Here is a 4,405-nt window from a genome sequence, read left to right as displayed (position 1 = left end):
GCGACAACGACGGCGACTTCGACATCGAAGATGATGCCTGTGGTGATCTGCCTAACTTAGGCATGACGAAAGACTTCGTGTCTGCTACACGTAACCTGGACGGTACTTACACGGTACGCTACAATGTAATTGTAACGAATACGGGTGGTGCTACGGGCGAATACGACCTACAGGATACGCCAAGCTTCGATGATGATGTAACCATCAACAGTGGTTCCTTCAGCGGTCAGAACAGCGGTGGCTTGATTGATGGTGTGAATACACTGGCAACCGACGAAGCGATTGCTCCGGGGGCAGTACATGTTTACACCCTAATCTTCAACGTAACACTTGACCTTAGCGGTGACGCTAACGACAACGACGGCGGTGATAATCAGTATGTCGCATGTGGTGAATCTAGCGACAACGGCGATATCACTCCTGGTGAAGGCCTGTACAACCTGGCTGAACTGGATAGCGATAACGACGGCGACTTCGACATCGAAGATGATGCCTGTGGTGACTTGCCTAATATTACTCTTGATAAAGGCCTGATAGGTGTTACCGATAACGGTGACGGTACCTTCGGTGTGAGCTACCAGATTTTGGTAACGAATAACGGTGGTGCAGCAGGTACTTACGGCTTAGTGGATGTTCCAGCCTTCGATGATGATGTAATCATCCTGGGTGGCGGCTTCCTTATCGAGCAAGGTGGAACTCCTTTATCAGGAGCCTTCACTGGTGATCCTACACCATTGACTTTGGCTACTAACCAAAGCATTGATGCAGGAGCAACCCATACTTATACGATTGATTTTGTTGCTGAACTTGATTTGAGCGAAGACTCAACAGACGGCGGCGACAACGAATATACAGCTTGTGCAGACCCAAGTGGTGGTGACGGTAGCAACCCTGGTGAAGGATTGTATAACCGCGCTGAACTGGATCTAAACAACGACGGCACCCCTGACTTGGTAGATGATGTGTGTGGTGATGTGCCTACGGCCGACCTTTCATTGGTCAAAGTTGTAGACAACAACATGCCTGATGTTGGTGATATAGTGACCTTTACGATCACCGTTACCAATGAAGGTCCTCAGAATGCGACCAACGTTGAAGTGGAAGATGTGGTACCTAACGGATACAACAACATCGGCAACATCAGCAACGGTGGCTCGGCAGTAGACAACGTAATCACTTGGACTGGCATCAACCTAGCGGTTGGCCAAGAGCAATCAGTAACCTTTACGGCTACTGTACAAGCTCCGGGTGCAGATGTTGATTATGTGAACGTTGCAGAAATCACGGATGCCGATCAGTACGATAATGACTCTACGCCAGATAACGGAGCGGATACTAACGGTACTGGTGGTATCGGTAGCGAAGATCCTGATGGAACACAAGATCCGAACGATGAAGATGACGGTGACGATGCAGGGGTAATGCCTCCTTGTATGTTGAACGTAGAGTTCGCACCTACCGATTGTCAGGACAACGGCACGTCAACCAACCCTAACGATGACTTCTTTGAAGTAATCGCTCAGGTAACTGGCATGAACGCTTCTGGTAGCTGGACAGCAACCGATAGCCGTGGTAACAACTACAGTGGTGCTTACGGTGTAGACTTTGTCTTCGGACCTTACAGTATCTCAGGAAGTGAGGGCGATGAAATTATCATCACCATTACTGACAGTGAAGACGGTGCTTGTAGCACCTTCATCTCTGCCACTACACCTGAAGAAACTTGTTCTACAGATTGTGTGATCACTGTAACAGAACCACAGACAGTGGAATGTATCGGTGGCGAAACCAATACGCCTGACGACGATGCATTCATCTTCACCGTCAATGTGAATGGCGTGAATGTTGGCGACCAGGGATGGCGTGCAGAAGATCAGTACGGAAACGTTTACTTCGGTGAATACGGATTCTCTCCGAACACCTTCGTAGACTTCGGCCCTTACAGTTACACTGCTTACGGTGGTACAAGTATCATCCTTACGGTAACTGATGTTGAAAATCCTGATTGTGGTCAAGGTACACTGGTACTTAATGTGCCAAACGAATCTTGTTCACAGGATTGTAGCATCAACCTTGATGTTGAGTACATCGTTTGTGATGACAACGGTACGGAATGGGACCCTAGCGACGATGTATTCTACGCTTGGGTGAATATCACCGGTGATAACGCTTCCTTCCAGGGATGGACTACAGACGACGAAGGTCGTGCCGACGGTGACAACACCGGTTACTACGGTCTTCACGAATTTGGTCCTTATCCAATCTCAGCGGGCAACCACTCGCTTACGATCATGGATCGGGTAACCGACGACTGTGAAGCAACCATTACGCTGGAAGCACCTGGTACTTGTTCTGACGGATGTCGCTTAGACGTAACGCAGCAAACACCAGTGTGTGATAACCTTGGTACTGCTGATCCTAGTGATGATGTATACTATGTAACAGTGAGCGTACAACCTCTTGGAAACTTCTCCAACACGGGCTGGCGTATTTCAATGGGCAACGGTGTCTTCCTACCAGGAGGGCCTTACGGTGCACAGGTGGTCTTAGGACCTTACCTGATCAGCGACGGACCTCGTACGATCAATATCGTAGACAATGCTTACATCAGTTGTCGTACCACGATTGAAGTGATTCCTCCTGACGAGTGTTCTGATCCTGATCCTTGTAGCATGGTAGCTGGTGAATTCTTCCAGGGCCCATGTAACGACAACGGTACCGGAGACACGCCTGCGGATGACTTCTACGAACTCGATTACAGTGCGCCAGTGGTAACCAACCCGGCTGGAACACAGTACCAGTTGCTGTTAGACGGTGTGGTAGTTGCTACCAACGATTACGGCATGGGCGGTTCGATCAATGTACCTGCTGATGGCGAGATTCACATTCTGACTTGGCAAGATGCTACCAACGCAAACTGTGCTACAAGCGCTACCTTGCCAGCAGTAGAGCCATGTTCTGAGCCTGAGTGTAGCATGCTAGTAGGTACGTTTACGCAGGGAGAATGTAACGATAACAATACAGATGAGACGGGTGCTGACGACTTCTACGCCCTTACTTACAGCGCTCCTAACGTGAGCAATCCTGTGGGTACGCAGTACCAGCTCTTGCTGGATGGCGCAGTCGTTGCGACGAATAACTATGGCACTGGTGGTACGATCAACGTACCTGCTGATGGCCTGACGCACACCCTGACCTGGCAAGATGCTACTGATCCAACTTGTGCAGCTGGCACTACGCTGCCTGCGGTTGGTCCTTGTAGTGAACTGCCTTGTGATATTAGCACTAATGTAACCTTCGTCTACAACGACAATGGTACACCATTAGACCATACAGATGATACCTTCGACCTCGTCATTATTGCGACGAACAGTGGCGCGAGCAGCGGTTTCTGGACGATCACGAACATGATGGGTATGAATCAGACGTATCCTTACAACCAAACGGTAACCATTACGGGTATCGACGCCAACTCGGACTTTGCTGCTACCATCGCGGATTCGGAAGATGAAACGTGTAGCGTACTGATCCGTAATAATGGCCAGGCTGTTGTAGGAAACTTCGTTTGGATAGATGAAGATTGTGACGGTATTCAGGATGACGGTGAACTCGGCTTAGCTGGTGTAACCGTAACCATTACCGGAACGGATATGAACGGCAACCCCGTGACGGCTACCACCGTAACGGATGAGAATGGTGCCTACCTGTTCACGAACCTGCCTTCAGGCTTCGACTATAAGGTGACCTTCTCTGAGCCTGACGGATACGATTACGCTCCTGCTAACGAAGGCGGCAACGACGAACTCGACAGTGATGCTGGTGCCAACGGAATGACAACAACCTTCATGTTGATGTCTAGTTCCGTAGACCTGACCATCGATGCCGGTTACTGTGCCGAACCTGAGCCATGTAACATTCAGCCAGGTAACTTGACCTTTGGCGATTGTGAAGCGAACGAAGACCTGTTCCAGTACCCTGTGACCTTTACGTCACCAGCCATTACGAACGGCTGTGGTGAATACCAGGTATTATTGGATGGTGTTGTGTTCTACACGGGTACAACAGGAGATGCAGGAGGTACGATTATGGTACCGGCAGACAATGCCAACCATACTATCACCTTCCGTGATGCATGTAATGCAGACTGTGCAAGAAGTGTTGTACTTGCACCTGTAGCACCTTGTGAAGTAGCTTGTGTAATCGAACCGGGTACTATTACTCAGATCGGTGACTGTAACGATAACGGAACTGCTGATGACAGCACGGACGATTTCTACACGCTCACCTTTACGGCACCTACTTCGCAGGACGGTACGACGAACTACGAAGTGTTACTGGACGGTGTAGTGGTTTACACAGGCACCTTTGGTGACGCAGGAAGTACGATCAACGTACCTGCTGATGG

1 protein-coding gene is annotated in these 4,405 nt (G+C 49.6%); it reads left to right on the top strand.

Annotation, left to right across the window (positions count from 1 at the left end):
- Positions 1-4,405 (top strand): SdrD B-like domain-containing protein (locus tag ACRBG0_RS28505; RefSeq protein WP_431490220.1); only part of this gene is annotated, 4,405 nt, incomplete at both ends.

Origin of the sequence: Lewinella sp. (assembly GCF_050633125.1) — a bacterium.
Taxonomy (GTDB): Bacteria; Bacteroidota; Bacteroidia; order Chitinophagales; family Saprospiraceae; genus Lewinella.
Note: the sequence above shows the minus strand (reverse complement) of the source record. Positions and strands in the feature narration are given on the sequence as shown.